The sequence below is a fragment of the Pseudomonas sputi genome (genome assembly GCF_021603585.1).
Lineage (GTDB): Bacteria > Pseudomonadota > Gammaproteobacteria > Pseudomonadales > Pseudomonadaceae > Aquipseudomonas > Aquipseudomonas sputi.
Map to the genome: position 1 here is coordinate 74310 of NZ_BQHI01000009.1, position 17330 is coordinate 91639.

Sequence of the window (17330 nt, forward strand, 5' to 3'; positions counted from 1 at the left end):
GATACTTGCATAAGCAAGAGCGTAGGCTGAAAGTGCCTGCACCGACGCGCAGCGGTAGTTCAGTCGGTTAGAATACCGGCCTGTCACGCCGGGGGTCGCGGGTTCGAGTCCCGTCCGCTGCGCCATATTTAACGAGTCAGGCAATGTCTGATTCGCGATTGAAAAGCACCGAAGCTTTCAGTCAAACGAGTTACTTGAGCATCAGCTCAAAGCGATACGCAGCGGTAGTTCAGTCGGTTAGAATACCGGCCTGTCACGCCGGGGGTCGCGGGTTCGAGTCCCGTCCGCTGCGCCATATCTGTTTCAAGGACCACTGAACGCCTTGAAACACCGAACGCAACCGCTGGTTGATTCGGAATCGATAGCAAAGACCCTGGTCGAAAGACCGGGGTTTTTTGTGTCTGAAATTTGGCATCTTCCCAATATTTCCCTCCTTGTTACCGCGAATGCAGATTGCAACCTGTTCGATCTCGCAAGATGAATCTGCCTGCGTCTAGCGACTCACTGCGCTGCAATGCCGCATTGATTTTTTGATTCTTTGGTCAAATTTTTGTAACTGGTTGTTTGCTGCGAGCTCGGAAACCTATAAAGTTAACCTTTCGGTCAGCTTTGCACTGTCATCACGCCCTTTGTTTCGTCAAGAAGGGCTTCTGCAAGACTCGAGATTCCCAGTAGATAACCAGAAGGGCGGATCCATAACCGCTCAGAGGATGATCCATGTCCAACCGTGAAATATCCCGGCGCTCGTTCCTTCAGGGCGGGCTGGTGGCGGGTGTGAGCGTTACGCTTACGCCGCTCAGCAGTCAGGCGCTGGCTGCCTTGATGGAAAACAGCGTGACCGTGCCGTCCGAGCAGTGGCTCGGCAACAACGGCAAGGCGCGCCAGCGTAACGATGCATTGTCCAAGGTCTGCGGCAGCAAAGTGTTTGCCCGTGACATCCGTTCTAAGGACATGCCGGGCTGGCCCCAGCAGCAAGGCCACGCCATGTTGCTGAAAACCATCAAGGCCGACCGCATCTACGACGGCTACGACCTGTCGTGGCTCGGCGCCGATCTGCAGCCTGATCGTATCGTTACCGCTGCTGACCTGGACAAGGACGGCATTGTGTTCCCTGAAGAGCACGCGCCGGATCCACTGCTGCCGGAAGGCAAGGTGCCGATGTTCATTGGTCACCCGGTTGCGATTCTGATCTGGAACGACTTCGAGCGTTTCCGTCAGGCCAAGAACAAACTCAAATTCAATGACAAAGCGATTCGTTACGGTGCGCAAGTACCGTTCTACGAAGGCGATCCCTATGGCAGTTTCCGCTATGTGCGCGTCGGTGGACCGACGTCGGCGGACGAGGACGAATTTGCCAGCCTCAAGGACTCGATCCTGTTTCCGATGCTGAAAAATCGTCGTCCGGTGTGGAATTCCCAACCGAACCTGCATGGCAACCTGACCGAGCGCGGCCTGTTCTACGCCGACCGCATGAAGAAAGAGATCGACACCCCGCCGGACAACTGGCTGGTGTTCGACGAGCGCTACAAAACCCCATCGATCGAACCCGCCGCGATGGAGCCGGACAACGGCAACGGCTGGTACGACCCGGCGACCAAGACCCTGCATTTCGTTGTCGCCACCCAATGCCCGCTGGAAACCGCCACCGACACCGCGAAGATGATCGGGCCGTCGCGTTTCGGCCTTGCCAACCTCAACATGCACCCGGGTTACACCGTCGGTTACGGCTCCAAGGATCACAACATTTTTGTCTACTACGCGGCCCTGGCGGCGTTGTACGGCGCGGGTGTGCCGATTCGCCTGGCCAACGACCGCTACGAGCAGTTCCAGAGCGGCATCAAGCGTCACCCGTTCGACATCCGCTACCAGTTGGCAGTGGACAAGACCGATCACAGCTTCAAGATTTTCCGTGCCGAAATGAGCGTCGATGGTGGTGGTCGGATCAACTACAGCCCGTCAGTGGCCGCGGTTGGCGCCACGGCGGCGCAGTCGATCTACTACATGCCGCAGAACGACCTGCAGGTCACCGCTTATCATTCCCGTGCCGTTGAAGCAGGCTCGATGCGCGGCTATGGCACGTTGCAGAGCATGGCCTCCACCGAGATGATGGTCGACGAAATCGCTGATCGCCTCGGTGTCGATGCCATCGATCTGCGCCGCAAGAACGCGTTGCGCTCGGGGATGAAAAACACCCAGGGCGCGATCCCGGCCGGTGCGTTGCGTCTGCATGAGATTCTCGACAAGGCTTCGCTGCACGAAGTCTGGAAAAACCGCGATGCGATCAAGAAACAACGTGAAGCGGCGGATCCGGACAACTGGTATGGCGTGGGTTTTGCCATTTGCCAGAAAGACTTCGGCACCGGGTCCGAAGCACCGATGGCCAGCATCGAGTTCACCGCCGATGGGCGCATTTCCCTGCGTCATATTGGTATCGAGATCGGCACCGGCATGTCCACCTCGCAAGCGTTGGTGGTGGCTGATTTCCTCGGCAGCCCGGCTCACGACGTGAAGACCGGTGAAACCGAGTGGGATGAAATGCAGCTGGTCACCGCCGGCAACCCTTACATCATGAGCCAGGCCGAGCAGGATAACTTCCTGCGCAATCCGCGCTGGGTCGGCAAGCTGGCTTCCGCCTCGTCCGCGACCAACTCCGCCTACTACTTCAGCCACGCCACCCGTGAAGCGGCGCGCGTGCTGTTCAACCACGGTCTGTGGCCGGCGGCGCTGGAGATCTGGCGTCAGGGGCCGTATGGCGGCCAGGCCAACCCCTACGTGGTGCGTCGCGAAGATGCGCATTGGGTCGACGGCAAGCTCACCGCCAACGGCATGCAGCCACTGACCTTCGAAGAGCTGGCCAGGCGTGCGCACGAGCGTGGTCTGGTCACCGGCGCCACCGTTCATGGTTTCAACCGCTGGAGCTGGGCCGAGGCCGAATACAGCATCGACGGCGTGCGCGAGCGTCTGCCGCTCGACGGTCTGGCGGTGAAGTATGGTGACGGCGCCCCTAAGGCGAAGAAAGCGCAGATGACCAGCGCCGGTTTCCATCTGTTGGATCGGCAGAACGTCGCCTATCCGGTGGTTCAGTTGAACAACGCCGCCGTGACCTACTACAGCCCGGTAGCGACGCTGGTCGAGTTGAAGGTCAACAAAGGTTCGGCAGAGGTCGAAGTGCTCAACCATCACTCGTGGCTGGAATGCGGCCGGGTGCTGGTCGAAGAACTGGTTCGTGGTCAGCTCGAAGGCGGGATCGCCATGGGCATCGGTCACGCCTTGATGGAAGAGATGCCGCTGTACGAAGGCGGGCCGGGGGAGGGTGACTGGAACTTCAACCGTTATCGCCTGCCGATGGCGCGCCATGTGGCGGTGTGGAAGCAGACGTCGGAAATCCTGCCGCCGCTGTCCCCAAGCGACCCGTCCAAAGGCATCGCCGAAGTGGTGATGATCCCGGTGGTCGGTGCCATCGGTAACGCCGTGGCCCACGCCATCGGTAAACGTGTTCGCGATCTGCCCATCACTGCTGCGCGCATCAAGGAGGCCCTCAATGGCTAACCGTCCGCTTCAACTGACCCTCAACGGTCAATCCGTCGGCCCGGTGGACATCCCTGATGACCTGCCGATGATCGATTACCTGCACGAATACAAGAACCTCACCGGTTCGCGCCTGGGCTGCGGCCAGGGTATCTGCCACGCCTGCGTGGTGATCGTCGATAACCCGGACGGTACCAGTGAAGAGGTGCGCACTTGCATCACCGGCGCGCATTACTTCGAGGGCAAGAAAGTCCGCACCATCGAAGGCCACGCCAAGCGTGACGAGCAAGGCCAGGTCACCGAGCTGAACCCGATCCAGCAGCGTTTCGTCGATGAATTCGCCTTCCAGTGCAGCTACTGCGCACCGGGTTTCGTCAACGCCGCGACCGTGCTGGTGGAAAAGCTGCAGCGCCAGCCAATCGTCAAAAGCAAACTGGAACAAGTCATCGAGGACAGCCTCGGTCATCACGTCTGCCGTTGCACTGGGTACGTGCGTTATTACAACGCCACTCGCAACGTGCTGACCGATCTCGGTCTGGTCAAGGAGGGTTGAGCATGAAGCAATTACTGACCCGCCTGACTATGGCGCTCGGGCTGGCTGTGCCTGTGTTGGCGGCGCACGCGGATGATCAGGTCAAGCGCGGCGAATACCTCGCCCGCGCCGCTGACTGCATGGCCTGCCACACGGCGCCGGGTGGCGCGCCGTATGCCGGCGGGCTGCCAATCGTGTCGCCGTTCGGCACGATCTACGGCACCAACATCACGCCGAGCAAGGAGCACGGCATCGGTCTCTACACCGATGAAGAGTTCTTCGCGGCACTCACCGAAGGCAAGCGTCGTGACGGTGCCAACCTGTACCCGGCGATGCCGTACACCTCGTATCACTTGATGCCGCGTGCGGATTCGGATGCGATTCACGCGTACCTGAAAACCATCGAACCGATCGAGCGCGCCGCGCCGGTGACCAGTCTGAGCTTCCCGTTCAACGTGCGTCCGGGCTTGATCGGCTGGAACATGATGTACGGCAAAGCCTTGAAGCTGGAGCCTGCGGATGGCAAAAGCGACGCCTGGAAACGTGGCCAGTACATGGTCGAAGTGCTCGGCCATTGTGGCGAATGCCATACGCCGCGCGGCTTGCCGGGCGCCATGCAGTTGGACAAGCGCCTGACCGGCGGCATCCTCAACGGCTATCTGGCGCCGAGCCTGCTGGCAACCGATCTGGCGGCGCGTGGTTGGAACCATCAGGACCTGAGCGCGTTCCTCAAGCACGGCATGAGCGCCCAGGGCACGATGTTCAACGAGATGTTCCCGGTGTTCCACAACAGCACTCAGGGCCTCAGTGATCCGGATCTGGCGGCGATGGCGACTTTCCTGCTGGGCGACAAGCCTCCGGCGGCAAAAGAACTGACTGAAGTGCCAGTGGAAAAGCTCAGTGCCAGCGCCCAGCGCGGCCGTCAGGAATACTTGAACGTCTGCGCCGGTTGTCACGCGGCCGGTGGCGAGGGCAAGCCGCACATCGCGGTGGCCATGCGCGGCAATACCACACTGCGTCTGGAAGACCCACGCAACCTGTTGCGAGTGATCGAAGATGGCATCGGTGAGCAGAAATTCGCCGGGTTCGAACATATGCAGCCTATGCCGGGTTTTGCCGACAAGCTCAGCGCCGAACAACTGACCGATCTGCTGAACTACCTGCGTCAGGGTTGGGGTGGTCAGTCGGCCGAGCTGGCGATTAGCGAAGTGCAGAAGCTGCAAGCTGATGCGCCATCCATCGAGCACAAGGCGCACTGATCATGCAGCATCTCGATCTGCAAGTGGTTCGACGGGCGCTGGAGTGGTCGACGGCGGGGCGACGCGTCTGGCTCTGCACCGTGCTGACCACCTACGGCTCGGCGCCACGCGCGCCGGGTTCACTGCTGGCGGTGAACGACGGCGGCCAGTGGATCGGGTCGCTGTCCGGTGGCTGCGTCGAGGAAGATTTTCTCGAGCGCGTCGCTGAAGGTGCGTTTCTTGATGCGATCAATGTCGTGCGTTATGGCGAAGGTGACGATCCGCGTTCGCGGGTCAGCCTGCCGTGTGGCGGCATTCTCGATGTGCTGGTAGAGAAATTTGACGCCGGCTGCGATGTGCAGGCGCACCTGCGTGAACTCGAATCGGCGTTGCTCGGGCGGCGCCGGTTGATTCGCGAGGTCGATCTGGCCACGGGCGCGCGCAGCCTGTTTGCCGATCGCGAGCAGGGTGCGCGAATCGAGCGTGAAATCGACCGGGTGCGGATCCGCATCGGCGCTGCCCAGCGTTTGCTACTGGCGGGTTATTCCAGCGTGGCGCAGGCGTGTGCGGAGTTTGCGGTCGGTCTCGGCTTCGAAGTGATTCTCTGCGACCCGCGCGATGAGGTGCTGGAAGGTGTGGTGCTCAATGGTGTGGAGATTCGTCGGCAATTGCCGTCGGTGTTCATCGCCGATGGCGGATGTCACCGTGATACGGCGGTGGTGGCGTTGACCCATGATCCGCGTATCGACGATCTGGCGATGATGGAAGCGGTGCGCACCGAAGCGTTCTACATTGGCGTAATGGGCTCGTTGCAGACGTCGCAGAAGCGCTTTGAGCGATTGCGTCGGATTGGCGGTCTGGAGGAAAGCGAACTGGCGCGAATTCATGCGCCGATCGGCCTCAACCTGGGCAGCAAGACGCCGGCGGAAATCGCTTTGGCAGTGCTCGCGGATATCCTGCGGATTCGCAGCGGGATTGCGCGGGATCAGTTGTGATTGATGCTGGATGTAAAAAGGGCCGCTCTTCAGCGGCCCTTTTTTTGGCTCGTCAGAAACCGAGCTTGTCGCGCAGCCCGTAGTACCAGGCGCCCATTGCGGCAAACGGTGTGCGCAGCAGTTGCCCACCTGGGAACGGGTAGTGCGGCAGGTCGGCAAACGCATCGAAGCGCTCGGCCTGTCCGCGCAGTGCCTCGGCCAATACCTTGCCGGCCAGGTGCGTGTAGGTCACGCCATGGCCGCTGCAACCTTGGGAATAATAGATGTTGTCGCCCAAGCGTCCGACCTGGGGCAGGCGCGACAGGGTCAGCAGGAAGTTGCCGGTCCAGGCGTAGTCGATTTTCACATCCTTGAGTTGTGGGAAGGCCTTGAGCATTTTCGGGCGGATGATCGCTTCGATGTTCGCCGGATCCCGCGCGCCATACACCACGCCGCCGCCGAAGATCAGGCGCTTGTCGCCGGTGAGGCGGTAGTAGTCGAGCAGGTAATTGCAGTCTTCGACACAGTAATCCTGTGGCAGTAGGGATTTCGCCAGGTCATCGCCCAGTGGCTCGGTGGTGATGACCTGAGTGCCGCACGGCATCGATTTGGCCGCCAGCTCCGGCACCAGATTGCCGAGGTAGGCGTTGCCGGCGACGATGATGAATTTGGCCCTGACCTTGCCCTGCGGCGTGTGAACGACCGGATTGGCGCCGCGCTCGATGCGCACGGCCGGCGACTGCTCATGGATTGTGCCACCCAGGGATTCGACGGCAGCGGCTTCGCCGAGCGCCAGGTTAAGCGGGTGAATGTGACCGCCGCTCATGTCGAGCATGCCACCGACGTATTGATCGCAAGCCACCACTTCGCGGATGCGCCGCTGATCCAGCAGTTCCAGCTGGGTATGGCCGAAGCGTTCCCACAAGCGCTTCTGCGATTCCAGGTGATCCATCTGTTTGGCGGTGAGGGCGGCGAATACGCCACCGTCCTTCAGGTCGCACTGAATGTTGTATTGGCTGACGCGCTCACGAATGATCCGGCCGCCCTCGAACGCCATCTGCCCGAGCAGTTGAGCCTGTTTCGGGCCAACGCTGCGCTCGATCACATCGATGTCACGGCTGTAGCTGTTGACGATCTGCCCGCCATTGCGTCCCGAAGCGCCGAAACCGACCCTGGCGGCTTCCAGCACAGTCACGCGAAAACCGTTCTCCAGCAGGAACAGGGCCGAGGACAGTCCCGTATAACCCGCGCCGATTACACAGATATCCGTCTCCACGTCGTCCTGCAGGGCAGGGCGCGGTGGTACGGCGTTGGCCGACGCAGCGTAATAAGACTCTGGGTAAGGGGTGTTCGCCATCCTGCAGCCTCTGTTTAATATATTTTACGAGTGCAGCGATCCTACCCCAGTTGAAAAACCTCCGCCAGCCACCGGGAAATCTTCTTGCGGCAGGTCGAAATTAAATATTTTGCATATTCATAGGGTTAGGTGAAAAAAAGGTGTTGACACCCCTCCGGAATTCCGTAGAATGCCGCCTCACAGCAGGCACGTAGCTCAGTTGGTTAGAGCACCACCTTGACATGGTGGGGGTCGTTGGTTCGAGTCCAATCGCGCCTACCAAACATAATCCGCTCTGCTGGGCGGTCTGAAAGGGCTCACCGAAAGGTGGGCCCTTTTTTGTTGTCTGCGATTTTTCAAAGCCTTTGCAAATTCGGTTGGGTCGACTGCAGCTGCGCTTCGGCACATTGCAGGGGGTATTCATGAGTCGCAAATTCAGGCGCGCCTGTCGTGGTGATATCTAAAGCCTGTTGAAGATTGATCCTGTCGCTGAAAAAGATAGCGGTTGCCGAGAGTGCATCGCGAGGGCGATGAGGGCGGAAGAATGCTGGGTTGTCTTCGAGGCGAGCTATCCTGGCGTTCCCTTCGGCTAGGGATGTGTGGATCGAAGCTTTTTGGGTGAGTGGTTCATTCCTCTCGTGGTTGTCTCCATTAAGAACAGGCGTTCCGGGGTGGGGCAGACAAGATCTTCACGTCGACCAATACGCTCTTGGATATCCGTACAGCGGAACGGTCGAGAACCCTGATCCGAGGATCCTGAGCTTATTTTTGTAAATTTCTTGAGCCTGGCGCGAATTGACTGCGATGGATTTTGATCCGTTCGTCACCGGTCCGTCGCGAGCGGCCTTTTAAATAGTGTGGATATTTAATGGGTTACCGACTTTATTAACCATCCGGTTATCAAAAATACGTTGTTACAAGACGAATAAATCAGTAGTATTCGCCCCGCGTTCACCACCACGGTTTATGCATTTTTAAATCCCAAGCTTCCATCAGCTGCTTGGGATTTTTTTTGCCCGCGATTTGCCTTTCTCACATTTCTGCCCCGACTCGCGTCTCGTCCGTTCCTGTTTTCCGGGAGGGGTGACAGGCAAGTCCTCATTTTTTCGACTACTACTGTCAGGCTGATTTCAACTGTGCCGAACAGGAGTTCATTGATGCTGGTTCATTGGTTTCTCGCAGCGATCCATTTACTGGCGTTTGCCATGGGCTTGTGGGCGGTGCTGACGCGTGGAGCAGCCTTCAGCCGCCTGGCATCTGGCTCGGGTGAGGTCGGGCGCGTATTGCTTGCCGATAATGTCTGGGGGCTTTCGGCGTTGGTGTTGCTCATCACCGGCGGCATGCGGGCTTTTGGAGGTTACGAAAAGGGAGCCGACTATTACCTGCATCAGCCGCTGTTCCATCTGAAGATGACATTGTTTGTGCTGATTCTGCTTCTGGAGCTCATGCCGATGATCTCGCTGATCAAGTGGCGCGTGGCCAAGGCGCGCGGTGCTGCCCCTGACACGGGACGTGCGAAGGTGTTCGCACGAATCAGTCATGCCGAAGCGCTGCTGTTGATATTGATGGTCGTGGCGGCCACCGGGATGGCGCGTGGCGTTACATTCGGCTAGGCGGGCGTGATTCCCAGCCGCTATTCGGAAATGTCCGACAGCCAGCCCATTGAATGATGGTTAGTATCGGTTGCGAGAAGGGTTGAGGCAGGAAGGGACGTGGCACGCGCCGTCACCAAGGAGGTGGGGGAATGGCGATACGGCGCTTGAATCTTTAGCCAGTCATTGCGCGCGGGCAAACGAACTGGCTACTGACTGCGATGGGGCTCAGGGTGTTTGTGGCTTTTCCGGAGCGGTCAGGCCAGCCTGAATGCGCTGGTAGATCTCTTCCCGATGCACTGCAACGTTCTTCGGAGCATTGATGCCGATTCGAACTTGCTGGCCGCTGACGCCGAGAATGGTGATCGTGATGTCATCACCAATGTTTATGCTTTCACCGACTTTGCGGGTGAGTATCAGCATGGTCTTCTCCTTGATTGCTTTGTAGGGCACCTGATTCAGACAGTGCAGAGGTCGGTGGTACGTATAGATTAGTGCGAAGTCTTACAGTTTGGGTGCCTCTTTCTGACGCGCAGCAGCGGCATTAATTCCCAGCGCGTAACTATACAGGGGCTGTCAGCATCAATCTCGTAGTTTTGCGCCCATTTTGCGGGGCTGCGAAAGTATTCTCGAGTGTTAAGATCGCCGCTTTGAAAATTCAGAGGGAAGCGTTGTGCGCAAATTGGTCTGGGTAGTCGCGGCACTGGCGTTGGCAGGATGTGGCGAAGGCAGGAGTGTGGATGCGCAAAAGCCGAAACCGGCGACGGTAACTGCGCCTGCTGCGGTGGGGCCGCAGTGGGATCTGGAAGTGCGCGGTGAAACACCTCAAGCCGTCAGCGACCTCAGCGGCTGGTTGATCGAGCATGCCTTTGTGGCCAGCGTCATCAGGGACGCCAGTGGAAAGACCCGGATCCTGCTAGGCCCTTTCAATTCGAAGGCTGACGCCGAGGCGCGCCAGGCGGATGTGAATGCCGCGTTGATCAAGGCGAAGAAGCAGAACATCGAAACGCTGGTGATTGAGCGCACGGCCGCTCAATAAGCGATCCATTGAGCGGGGGATGCCTGTCGATACAGTGCCGGTTGGCCAGACGGTGACACTGACAGATGTCGACATCGAAGAAGAGATTCTGTGGGCGATCGCCGATACGGCTAGCAAGGGATTCTATGGCTGGATCGCCGAAAATCCGCTGCGGTCATGAGCCTGCGCAAATACCTGATCAGGGAGCACGGCATCCTTTGCGAGTCGCTCAATCAGTTGGGCTACTGGCGTGACAACAAGTCCGGTGGTTGAGCATAAAAAAGGCCTTGAGTTTATCGCTCAAGGCCTTTTCTTTCGATCAAGCAATCAACCGCAGGCTTTCAGGTTCACCGGGCCGACAAATTCGTTGCCGCGTCTCATCACGCACGCCACGCTCTGATTGCGCTGGCGTTCCCAGTCCTGCACCGGATAAGTCTTGTTCCAGGCTTCGTACAGTTGCCGGTCCTGCTTCGACAGGCGCAATCCGTATTGTTTGCTCATGTAAAAGTAAGTGCGGGCGATCATCCCGCGAATCGAAGGGCGGGGCATGACCTTCTTCGCCTTGAAGTCGACCTGAGTCAGGCACGAGCCGTACTGACCCTTTTCGACCGGCAACCAACCGTAGCTGAAATTGCTGCGGTCGCCATTCACCTCGTTATACGGTATTGCATTTCATTGACACGGCTCGTCATGAAGACAAAATATTCAATAAATTCAACGAATTGCATGCTATTTACGTCGTTATTCTTCCGGCAAAAATCGTGTCAACGTTGACATTTTTACCCTGTCGCGCCTGCGCTTAAATCCGACAGACGGTATCGATTTATTAGCCTCCCAAACGATGGTATTCGGCGCCAGTCGACCGACATGATCGCGGCCCTCATCCAAGAATGCCCCTGACCCAAGCTCTCCATACTCTCAACCCCGCCAACACCAAGCCTTCACTGAAACCCTTGAGCTCCTAACCGCTGCATCACCACCATGACCTCCGTCTGCGTGAGCGTGGGCACGTGCTGACGACTACGACCTCTTTCTACAATGACACCAAGCTCTAGAGAAGAACATCATTACCCAGAGGAACACTCTCGTCATATTGCCGAGTCTGGAACCGCATGCAGTAGTTGCTGTAGTGACTCACGTAGAACTGTGGGGAAGGGGAGTTATAGCGGTAGATGAACAAAACGCGCGGATCAGTGAGTACTCAAACTATGAGGAAGGCGGAGTTTTGAGGTATCTGCGAACGGTTGTTGCCGATAGCTCCAATGCGCTTCCGATCTCGGCAATGGACACTCCAGCATTCTTCATACGAACGGCCTCTGCAGCTTTCTGCGCTGCCCCTGTTCGCGCTGGCCGGCCAGGACGAAGCTTTCCGGCACTGGAAAGCGCCTCCATCTGTAGATCGATCCCGTCTTTTTTTATCCTGTTCAGTTGCTTCGTAAGACGTTTTAAAGCGTCCGTGAATGGCTCTTGAGACTGGAGCGAAGTCGCCATGAGAATCAACACAGCAGCATCAAGCTCCAGGATTGTTGCCAGGCGGATCAGGATATCAATCGTAATGTTCACCTCTCCGCGTTCTATCCGACCGAGATACGAAAGATCAATAGTGTTCAGATCGTCTTGTGAAAGACCCTTCTCTCTACGCATCACTCGTATTACGACAGCCAACGCTTTTGCTGCCTCCATCAAACTTCCCCTAACAAATCGAGGATAAAGCCATATTGCGTTGCGCCATAACACGGGCTATCATCCGTGTTGTGGTGTTTTGTGCTTCATCCTTTCCCTGATATCTCGAATCTTGAGTTGGCGTGCAGTGCGAATCGATTGCCCAAAGGGATGTTTTGTTAGTTATCAAGCGTTGGGTTAGATGTTAGTGATCCCTACGCGGGGAGCACACCTAACAAATCAGATGTATTGACGGAGATTTTGTGGTTGAGCACAGATGAAAACGAAGGTGGCGACGACCTGCGAGGCGGCCCCGGTGAATCTCGCCAGGGATCGATGGACTCAGACGAAATTCTCATCGAACTCGTCAGGGGGCTCTATCCGCGTAAGCCTTACTGTTTAGTCGAGGATTGGACAGTTTTCCGCGTCGAAGCCACAGAAGACGAGCTGAGCAAGATCCAAGCAGCTGGCCAGTTACCCATGATCGTTTTTGCACATAACGTCCTGTTTGATAGCCAAAGAAGATTTGATGTTGGCGACTGGGTACGTTCCACATTCGCGACCTCGTTTGAAGACGGCTTCCTATTTGAGACTAGGAACACGGTTTACGTGCTCAAGGGTGTAGGCCATGAGAAGAAGGCGAGTTTGGAAACCATCTTTTCCTTTTTCTAATCCAGTGGCTGCGGCCGTTGCAAATATCAGAGATTAGACATGTTCAGAACTCAAGACAGCGACCTTTTAGGAGTACCCGGGATGTTCGGGGCAGGCCTGGCGCACTGGCACACCGTGTCGCGAGTGCTCCGAATGCACTGGTACTACGTCACTGTTCAACATGAGTTGGAAGGCCGACAGGTCGAATACGAGTTGATGATCAACGATGAACATCAGCTGGAAGCGATATTGAACTCCCACGACCCCAAAAAGGTGGTGATCGGTGCTCAAGTAGTAACCCCGGCCTACATGAGTGGGAGAGGGATACCGAGTATGGAGCCACTTACCAGGGTGTCTGTGGGGGTAGATGAACTCGGGTGCGTCGTTTGCGTTATAGAAGTAGAAAGCGGTGCCGTGTACCACGACTCGCATCGTCAAAATTTCAACCGAGCATTGGTTTCCAATTTGAAAGAAATTTTCCACTCAAGTCGCATTCGTCCAGTCTGAAGCTGACCACGGCCAAACGGAGCTTTCGTATGAGCGGTACCGAAATGACGTTTCACAGCAAACGACTATCTGATTTCGACCTACTTCGAATTCACAAGGCGCAAGCGCAAGGTTTTGATCTTCCAGTTACGGCTTATCTCAATCATGTGGCCATCGTTGGTAAAAGTGCGATGGGAGTCGTCTTCGGCCACGTACGAAAAGGCCCATTGGGCCGCTTCGATGATGGTCACTACATGCGTACCTCTGACATCGTTTGCGCCCGACGTGAAGGTCGATTTTGGGTTCTCAAAACAGTCAACTCGCGATACGTCATCGCGACGTTTCAGCGTGACATCGGACGAAAAACCCTTCGCAACTTTCTGATGGTTTCTAGCCAAGCAATGCAAGAGTCCACCTCCATTCAGTGAGCTTCGAGGTGCAAGTCAAGGAGGAGAAAAAGGCTATTACATCTAAAACCTCTTCCGTGTTATTCGAGCAAGGAGCGTAATGGCAATATTAGATTGGTTCTGGTACTAGCTCGATCCGGAGGACTTTTACTTTGGCTTGAGCGCAAAGCAAACTTTCACCATCCTCCGCATAATTCCTCTTGGCTTCGAAGGCTGCTTCGATCTCGTGCAGGTTGCTGCAGTCCTGAAAATCAGACGTGTCAGTCGTCACGTATTCGTGGCACACGCTACTCAATGCAGAACCATTGGCCCATAAGTCGTCGGGTATAGTCGTGTCGATGTGAATCAAGCTGATAAGAAATTTCATGCGGCGCCCTTAAAGATTTGTTCCTGAATATAGAAAGGTGGGCGTCGTGCACAAGGTCAATAATTGTTGGCCATTGGTCAATATGAATTGTGTTGTTCGTACAGTCTTTTTAGACGGGGCGGTGTGCTCAGAAAATATTTTTGATTGGCGCTAAAGTATTCTCGGTTTTGAGCCGTTTAACAAATAAACAACAAAATAAACGTACTGAGAGGCTCAAGATATATGGCTACCATCACCCCACAAAAAACAATTTACCCACTGGACTTTTTCCGAGGCAGAATAGCCTACGAGATTTCTAGTCATGTAGGCGCCTTCAGGGATGGAGACGAGGTTGTGCTCAAAGTTGATGAGTACACCTACCACTTGAGCCCAGCAAAAGCCGATCTCCTGGCTCAAGGCTTTCTAATGGCAGCTCTACGCACTCGTCTTCGACGTTTCGATATGCCATGGCGTAATGGACAGATCCATAATGTAAGTGCAATGCCCAAAAAAGCTTTCCAGAGGGGAGTGGCAATGGGGATGGGGTTCCATGACATCACACTCCCCGAGTCAGAAAAATTTATCGCGACGGGTTGGCTTTACGAGGGAACTGGGGAGGATTTGGATTACCCCGCAAACGTGGTGTTTCTTAAAACCAGGCGGGATGGCGTTGTGGAATTCAGTAAGGGAAACGATGAATTTCTTTTGAGCCCAAAGCAAGCCGTTCAGCTCTGCTTGGAGCTTGCAGATTCTTCCAGTTCACTTGTCACGCGTGTCTGGAGTATTTGGGACAGGCATATCGAGTGGAGTACCGGGCGCGCAGCATCGGATAAAGCCTCTTTCGATCTGGCGAATAAGGCACTGTTTGAGTATCTGAAGTCTTACAAATCCTTCGCTTGAGATTCGCACTGATGTTATCTGAGAACTGAGATGTATTCATTATGGTTGTCGTAGATCAAATGTCGGCATACGTCTCGTACTTTTTTGCGGGTTTAGGATACAGCGACCCTTGATCTGAGTTCTCGCGACGTCATCTTCCAGCGTCTCTCTGGCGTCGTAATCTGCCTGCCTTGCAGGATGTAGTAACAGACCGAGTCTAGTAGCAGCTTTGTACTCTGCGACCTCGCCTGTCACGCCCAGCGGCTTGCCAGTCAAGCGATAGAATCTACGCGCAAGCACCTTGGCTTCTTTCACGATTTCTAGGATTTCTAGGATTTCATCCTGGATCAATGCAGCCTGTTGAAGTTCGTTGCCATGACTGAGTTCAGTCTTCTGCAAACGCCTCGAGTGCAGTGAGCAGCTTGGCAAGCTCCGCCAAGTTCGGCATCATTTCATTGGGATTTGTTCAGGTTGCGGCGTGCGTTTGCGCAAACTCGATCGCGGTTGGGATATCCAATGAAATCGAGGCAAATGATTTCATCAGTAATGATTCGGGCAATGCCCAATCCCATTTTTCGCGCAGCATGTTTTCCACGTCTGCAAGTATCGATTCCAGATCGTTTGCATCCAGTTCACCTACGTCCTTGAGTGCCGCCAATGTCCGTTGGATATCGGCGTCAATCTCAATCGCCAAGCCCGCGTTATCACACGGAAGCCCCACATGATTGAGTAAAAGACGAAGCGCATCGTTGGCGTAATCACCCAGCCAACTGATCAGATAGCATCTGCCACCAGACTCAATGAGGTAGCGTTCACCGATGCCTAACGCGTTGAATGTCTTTTTGGCTTCGTCGAGTAACGCTTGGGCATCGCGGTCTATGAATGGGCAGGGATTAGGGTCTGCGAGGACAGCTCGCATTTCCTTGCGCACGTTGTCATGCACCATGGCGCCTAAGCCGTCGAAAAGAGGAGGGGCGCCCCCGCGTGCTGGGGCTACGATGATGACCTTAGCCTGAAGATCCACATCACGAACCTGCCACCGTCGGCCACCGAAGATGATGCGCTGATCCTTTGTCAAAGGCCTGCTGACGGGGACAGAGCCTAGGGCTTTACCGTCGCACACCAGGCGGAACTCCTCATCGCTAATAAAGGCGCTATAGAACTCATAGTGGTTGATCAGGCGCTCACCGACTGTCCCGGGCAGCAATAAGCCCGAGCTGTCTTGGATGATGAGTTCATGTTCTCCCAGCGATTTGAGCAGCTTGAGAAAGTCGGGCTTTTCTACGTTCTGGAATGCCGCTTCAGCCACCAAGTGTTTCCAAAGATCAGCCGCAGTTGCACCACCACACTGAGCAATCACAGAAAGGCATTGCTGAACGAGTGTGGAAGCATGAAGTCCCTGAGTCCGGGGAGGTTCGAACCATCCACCAAGCAACAAACGAACCATAGCAATGGTCTGAACCAAACTTTGGCGTAATTGATCCGAAAGGCTGGAGTTATCCTTGAGTGGCGACTCCTTGCAGTAAACGCGCAAGACCGCGTTCTCCCCCGGTCGCCTACCCGATCGACCCAGTCTCTGTCGCAAGCTGGCCACCGAGGGTGGGGCGCCAATCTGTACTACTGTCTTGATGCTACCGATATCTATGCCGAGCTCCAGCGTCGTAGTACAGATGGCTGATGCTGCTTGGCCGCCTGCCTTGAGGGCGTGCTCAGCTTGCTCGCGCAAGTCTTTCGAAAGGCTGCCGTGGTGGGGCCAGAACTCATTGGGCACACCATCTTTCTCACAACGCCGCCGCAACTGATCTGCGTACCATTCAACTTGCTGCCGGCTGTTTGGGAAAATCAGATTGTTGCTACCGCGCAATACCTTGTAGAGATGGTCAGCGATCGCAAAGTCGGGACTTGCCTTGTTTTCCGTTTCGTCTTCTTCGCTTTGTGCGTCAGCAGATTGGATGAGAAGCTTTTTAAGCTCGCTCATGGGAGGCTGGATGTAACCGCGCACCTGTACCTGGAGTGTCTGGCCTGAGTTTTCAGACTTAATGACGGTTACTCCTCCTGCGTCTGCAGAACGAAGAAACTCCTTAGCTAAACTCATTTTGCCGAGCGTGGCTGAAAGCCCGACCCTGGGGAGACGGCGTCTGACAACGAGCTCTACTCGGTGCATCAAGGATTGAAGCTGTTTGCCTCGCTCACTTCCAATGAATGCATGCAACTCGTCCACGACGATATAACGCAGGTTCTGGAACACTCCGGCAAGACTGGAGCCTCGGTTGACGAACAGAGCCTCCAGGGATTCAGGCGTGATCAGTAGCACCCCTTCAGGCGACTTAAGGAAGCGATGCTTTTTACTTGATGAAATGTCGCCATGCCAAGCCACCACGGGAATTTCGAGCTGCTCACAGAGGCGGCCTAGTCTGTCCCATTGATCATTGATCAAGGCTTTAAGTGGACTGATGTACAGCACAGAGCCGGGAGGGTCATTGTGGTTGAGTAAATGGGTCAGGATGGGGAGAAACGCGGCCTCGGTTTTCCCCGCCGCCGTTGCGGCGGCAATGATGACATCCTGATCGGCATCCACCAGTACTGGCACAGCCCTTTCCTGGGCGTCACGTAAGGACGTCCAGCCTTCAGCCCAAATCCATCGCTGAATACGGGGTTCCAGCTGGTCGAATCCCGATGAC

17 protein-coding genes, 3 tRNA genes and 1 pseudogene are annotated in these 17330 nt (G+C 56.0%); 14 read left to right on the forward strand and 7 right to left on the reverse strand.

Annotation, left to right across the window (positions count from 1 at the left end):
* Positions 1-48 precede the first annotated feature (48 nt).
* The 6 genes from L6D81_RS14915 (at position 49) to L6D81_RS14940 (ending at position 6293) form a co-directional block, all read left to right on the forward strand.
* Positions 49-125, forward strand: a tRNA-Asp gene (locus L6D81_RS14915).
* A gap of 93 nt (positions 126-218) precedes the next feature.
* Positions 219-295 (forward strand) — tRNA-Asp (locus L6D81_RS14920).
* Between the two features lie 422 nt (positions 296-717).
* Complete coding sequence (locus L6D81_RS14925; RefSeq protein ID WP_236180511.1) at positions 718-3549, forward strand: xanthine dehydrogenase family protein molybdopterin-binding subunit; 2832 nt, start codon at positions 718-720, stop codon at positions 3547-3549.
* The gene (locus tag L6D81_RS14930; RefSeq protein ID WP_007956473.1) at positions 3542-4081 is read left to right on the forward strand and encodes a (2Fe-2S)-binding protein; all 540 of its coding nucleotides are present in this window, start codon (positions 3542-3544) and stop codon (positions 4079-4081) included. The genes L6D81_RS14925 and L6D81_RS14930 overlap by 8 nt, the downstream gene beginning before the upstream one ends.
* Before the next feature lie 2 nt (positions 4082-4083).
* A complete protein-coding gene (locus tag L6D81_RS14935) occupies positions 4084-5319 on the forward strand; it encodes a c-type cytochrome (protein WP_236180513.1) in 1236 nt (411 codons plus the stop codon).
* A gap of 2 nt (positions 5320-5321) precedes the next feature.
* A complete protein-coding gene (locus tag L6D81_RS14940) occupies positions 5322-6293 on the forward strand; it encodes an XdhC family protein (protein WP_236180514.1) in 972 nt (323 codons plus the stop codon).
* A 52-nt stretch (positions 6294-6345) separates the two neighbouring features.
* On the opposite strand, the gene L6D81_RS14945 is transcribed toward L6D81_RS14940, so the two are convergent.
* Positions 6346-7629, reverse strand: a complete 1284-nt coding sequence (locus L6D81_RS14945; RefSeq protein WP_236180516.1) for an NAD(P)/FAD-dependent oxidoreductase — start codon at positions 7627-7629, stop codon at positions 6346-6348.
* Between the two features lie 184 nt (positions 7630-7813).
* Between L6D81_RS14945 and L6D81_RS14950 the strand changes: the two genes are divergently transcribed.
* Together L6D81_RS14950 and L6D81_RS14955 are read left to right on the forward strand one after the other, a co-directional pair.
* Positions 7814-7890, forward strand: a tRNA-Val gene (locus L6D81_RS14950).
* An 875-nt stretch (positions 7891-8765) separates the two neighbouring features.
* Positions 8766-9221: a DUF2214 family protein gene (locus L6D81_RS14955; protein WP_236180518.1), complete on the forward strand. Its 456-nt coding sequence runs from the start codon at positions 8766-8768 to the stop codon at positions 9219-9221.
* A gap of 207 nt (positions 9222-9428) precedes the next feature.
* Here the strand turns inward: L6D81_RS14955 and csrA are convergent, their stop codons facing one another.
* Positions 9429-9623 (reverse strand): carbon storage regulator CsrA, encoded by a 195-nt coding sequence (csrA, locus tag L6D81_RS14960; protein WP_186532595.1) that lies wholly within the window; start codon positions 9621-9623, stop codon positions 9429-9431.
* A gap of 250 nt (positions 9624-9873) precedes the next feature.
* On the opposite strand from csrA, the gene L6D81_RS14965 reads away from it, so the two are divergent.
* Both L6D81_RS14965 and L6D81_RS14970 read left to right on the forward strand, forming a co-directional pair.
* A complete protein-coding gene (locus L6D81_RS14965; RefSeq protein WP_236180520.1) occupies positions 9874-10239 on the forward strand; it encodes an SPOR domain-containing protein in 366 nt (121 codons plus the stop codon).
* 19 nt (positions 10240-10258) lie between these two features.
* Positions 10259-10399, forward strand: coding sequence for a hypothetical protein (locus L6D81_RS14970; RefSeq protein ID WP_236180522.1), 141 nt, complete (start codon positions 10259-10261; stop codon positions 10397-10399).
* A 146-nt stretch (positions 10400-10545) separates the two neighbouring features.
* On the opposite strand, the pseudogene L6D81_RS14975 reads toward L6D81_RS14970, so the two are convergent.
* Positions 10546-10878: pseudogene (locus L6D81_RS14975) on the reverse strand (endonuclease); the annotation flags it as partial.
* 546 nt (positions 10879-11424) lie between these two features.
* A complete protein-coding gene (locus tag L6D81_RS29585) occupies positions 11425-11901 on the reverse strand; it encodes a helix-turn-helix domain-containing protein (RefSeq protein WP_309295822.1) in 477 nt (158 codons plus the stop codon).
* Between the two features lie 246 nt (positions 11902-12147).
* On the opposite strand from L6D81_RS29585, the gene L6D81_RS14985 reads away from it, so the two are divergent.
* The 3 genes from L6D81_RS14985 to L6D81_RS14995 all read left to right on the forward strand — a co-directional run bounded on the left by L6D81_RS14985 (position 12148) and on the right by L6D81_RS14995 (position 13445).
* A complete protein-coding gene (locus tag L6D81_RS14985) occupies positions 12148-12552 on the forward strand; it encodes a DUF6957 family protein (protein WP_236180524.1) in 405 nt (134 codons plus the stop codon).
* Between the two features lie 132 nt (positions 12553-12684).
* Positions 12685-13038 carry a hypothetical protein gene (locus L6D81_RS14990; RefSeq protein ID WP_236180526.1) on the forward strand — a complete coding sequence of 118 codons (354 nt, stop codon included), beginning with the start codon at positions 12685-12687 and terminating at the stop codon, positions 13036-13038.
* A 29-nt stretch (positions 13039-13067) separates the two neighbouring features.
* Positions 13068-13445 carry a hypothetical protein gene (locus tag L6D81_RS14995; protein ID WP_236180527.1) on the forward strand — a complete coding sequence of 126 codons (378 nt, stop codon included), beginning with the start codon at positions 13068-13070 and terminating at the stop codon, positions 13443-13445.
* Between the two features lie 88 nt (positions 13446-13533).
* Here the strand turns inward: L6D81_RS14995 and L6D81_RS15000 are convergent, their stop codons facing one another.
* Positions 13534-13791 (reverse strand): hypothetical protein, encoded by a 258-nt coding sequence (locus tag L6D81_RS15000; RefSeq protein ID WP_236180529.1) that lies wholly within the window; start codon positions 13789-13791, stop codon positions 13534-13536.
* A 222-nt stretch (positions 13792-14013) separates the two neighbouring features.
* On the opposite strand from L6D81_RS15000, the gene L6D81_RS15005 reads away from it, so the two are divergent.
* Complete coding sequence (locus L6D81_RS15005; protein WP_236180531.1) at positions 14014-14670, forward strand: hypothetical protein; 657 nt, start codon at positions 14014-14016, stop codon at positions 14668-14670.
* A gap of 39 nt (positions 14671-14709) precedes the next feature.
* Here the strand turns inward: L6D81_RS15005 and L6D81_RS15010 are convergent, their stop codons facing one another.
* Both L6D81_RS15010 and L6D81_RS15015 read right to left on the reverse strand, forming a co-directional pair.
* A complete protein-coding gene (locus L6D81_RS15010) occupies positions 14710-15048 on the reverse strand; it encodes a hypothetical protein (RefSeq protein WP_236180533.1) in 339 nt (112 codons plus the stop codon).
* 67 nt (positions 15049-15115) lie between these two features.
* Positions 15116-17287 carry a DEAD/DEAH box helicase gene (locus L6D81_RS15015; RefSeq protein ID WP_236180790.1) on the reverse strand — a complete coding sequence of 724 codons (2172 nt, stop codon included), beginning with the start codon at positions 17285-17287 and terminating at the stop codon, positions 15116-15118.
* Positions 17288-17330: the final 43 nt, after the last annotated feature.